General features: G+C 68.9%; 3 protein-coding genes and 1 pseudogene. 2 read left to right on the top strand and 2 right to left on the bottom strand.

The features are described 5' to 3' along the window. Positions 1-146 precede the first annotated feature (146 nt). Positions 147-908, bottom strand: coding sequence for an enoyl-CoA hydratase/isomerase family protein (locus tag VNS22_RS07205; protein ID WP_325731045.1), 762 nt, complete (start codon positions 906-908; stop codon positions 147-149). Between the two features lie 170 nt (positions 909-1078). On the opposite strand from VNS22_RS07205, the gene VNS22_RS07210 reads away from it, so the two are divergent. Next, complete coding sequence (locus tag VNS22_RS07210) at positions 1079-1561, top strand: MaoC family dehydratase (RefSeq protein ID WP_325731047.1); 483 nt, start codon at positions 1079-1081, stop codon at positions 1559-1561. Between the two features lie 28 nt (positions 1562-1589). Here the strand turns inward: VNS22_RS07210 and VNS22_RS07215 are convergent. Then, positions 1590-1844: pseudogene (locus VNS22_RS07215) on the bottom strand (transposase); the annotation flags it as partial. Between the two features lie 55 nt (positions 1845-1899). On the opposite strand from VNS22_RS07215, the gene VNS22_RS07220 reads away from it, so the two are divergent. Further along, positions 1900-2073 carry a hypothetical protein gene (locus VNS22_RS07220; RefSeq protein WP_325731049.1) on the top strand — a complete coding sequence of 58 codons (174 nt, stop codon included), beginning with the start codon at positions 1900-1902 and terminating at the stop codon, positions 2071-2073. The last annotated feature ends 141 nt before the right edge of the window (positions 2074-2214 follow it).

The following is a 2214-nucleotide window of genomic DNA, read 5'->3' on the forward strand; positions in this document are numbered from 1 at the left end:
CGCCTGAGCGAATGCCCGGCAGCGCTCCTCCGAGCGGCTGGCCGCCCACACCACGTCCACCCGGTCCGCCAGGTCCAGGAGGCTCTGGGCATGCGGCTGGACCGCCATGCCCAGGCCGAGGACTGCAATACCGCGCCGGCCCCGGCTCATTGGCCGCGCCTCCTGGCGAGGAAGGCGCCCACTCTCTCGACCCGTTCCGGCGTGTCCAGGATCAGGGCGGCCAGCAGGCGCTCCAGCCGCAGCGACTGGCGGATCGGCTGCTCGGCCGCTTCCCGCAGGACCTCGCGGGCGAACCGGATCGCCGGCGGGCTGCGCTTCGCAATCTGCCGGCCGATGCCGACGGCCTCATCCAGTACCCGCTCGGCGGGTACGACGCGCGCGGCGATGCCGAGGGCGCCGGCCTCGGTGCCGGACAGGGCGCGGCCGGTGAGGATCAGGTCGGTGGCGATCGCCCGGCCGGCCAGCTGCAGGAGCCGCTGGGTGCCGCCCTGGCCGGCGATCACGCCGATGCCGGTCTCCGGCAGGGCCAGATTGGCGTCCAGGGCGCACACCATCAGGTCGCAGGACAGGGCCAGCTCGAAGCCGCCGCCCACCGCATGGCCGCGCACCGCGGCAATGGTCGGCTTGCGCGCCGCGGCGAACCGGTCGAACTCCTCCAGCCAGTCGCCCAGCACCGCCTCGATCGCCCGCAGCTCGTGGACCTCGGTCAGGTCCGCGCCCACGGAGAAATGACTGGCCGTCCCGGCCACCACCACGGCGTGGATCGCTTCATCCGCCTCGGCTGCCACCAGGGCCTGGACGAGGTCGGCCGCGAGCGCGCGGGACAGAGGATTGCCGCGCCTGGGACGGCCGGTCATGGTCAGGATCCGCACCGGGCCGTCCGTGTCCACGGCAAGATGCTCGCTCATCGTCCTGGCGCTCCCCGATCTGCGTGGACTGTTGCGACCGGCATAGCCGAACTGCCGCGCGGCCTCCACCGCTGGCGACGGGCAAGGCTGGACCCGGCCGCAGACGCCCCCGAAACTGCCGGCAACGGATCGGAGGTCAGGAGAGGCGGGAAGTGACAGGCAAGATGGACATGACGTCGGGACGCGAACTGGCCGGCGGCATCTACGACTATGACGCGCTGGAGGTCGGGGACTGCTACTGGACCGGCCGGATCGATGTCACCGAAGCGCATGTGGTGGGCTTTGCCGGCCTGTCCGGGGATCTGTTCGACGTCCACATGGACGAGGAGTTCGCACAAGGGCACGGCTTCCCCGCCCGGATCGCCCACGGTCTTCTGGTCCTGGCGATGGCCGATGGCCTGAAGAACCGCGCGGCGGCGCGGATCCGGGCGATCGCGTCCATGGGCTGGACCGACTGGCGTTTCCGGCACCCGGTGCTGATCGGCGACCGCATCCGCGCCCGGATCATGGTGGCCGCCAAGAAGCCGCACCGCGACCCGTTGCGTGGTATCCTCACCCTCCAGCTGGCCGTGCACAACCAGCACGACCTGGTCGTGCAGGAGGGCCTCACCCTGCTCCTGTGCGAGCGCACCGGCCCTGTCGGCTCCGGCTAGAAACGGTCTTTGAAATAACGGTCTGGTGTCATGATGATCTGGTGAGGCGTCGCAGCATGATGCGGCTCATGGCAGCGCACATCATGGCTTCGGACGTGACCGGCAGGCGCTCGTACTCCTTGCTCAGGCGGCGCGATTGACCGAGCCAGGCGAAGGTGCGCTCCACGATCCACCGTCTGGGCAGTACAATGAACTCGTTCTGTGGCTTTTCCTTCAGCCCATAGCGCCAGAGTTGCGTATCGGGATGGCGTGGCACCTCGACGCGCCAGCCTCGGGTCTGATTGAGCCAGCGGGCGAACGTTCCGGCCTAGTACTACCTTGGTAGAACCCATGTCTGGATGACCCGTTGCCGTATCCTGACCGTTGGGTGGGGCAAGGCGATGGCGCCGGTGGACTGGCGGGAGGATCTGGAGGACTGGCTCGCGCCATTGCTGGCCGAGATGGGGCACAAGAAGCGGCGGATGTGGGCGCCGGTTTATCTGCAGGGGCTGATCGGGCGCGGTGAGCGCTAAGAGTGCCTTGCTCTGTCGAAAGGCATGCTGAGTGTAGTCCTGAGGCCCATCTGCGGACGGCATGGACAATCAGCTTTTGCGCTTCGCGCGCGCATCCATGGCAGTGGCACGAGGTTGCGTGCCACTACGACGGACCAGGTA

The sequence above is a fragment of the Geminicoccus sp. genome (assembly GCF_035556675.1).
In the GTDB taxonomy this organism is placed as follows: Bacteria; Pseudomonadota; Alphaproteobacteria; order Geminicoccales; family Geminicoccaceae; genus Geminicoccus.

Bases quoted from the DNA above. Each gene is read 5' to 3' on its own strand.
- VNS22_RS07210 (WP_325731047.1), top strand. From the start codon at position 1,079: ATGACGTCGGGACGCGAACTGGCCGGCGGCATCTACGACTATGACGCG.
- VNS22_RS07205 (WP_325731045.1), bottom strand. From the start codon at position 908: ATGAGCGAGCATCTTGCCGTGGACACGGACGGCCCGGTGCGGATCCTG.
- VNS22_RS07220 (WP_325731049.1), top strand. From the start codon at position 1,900: ATGACCCGTTGCCGTATCCTGACCGTTGGGTGGGGCAAGGCGATGGCG.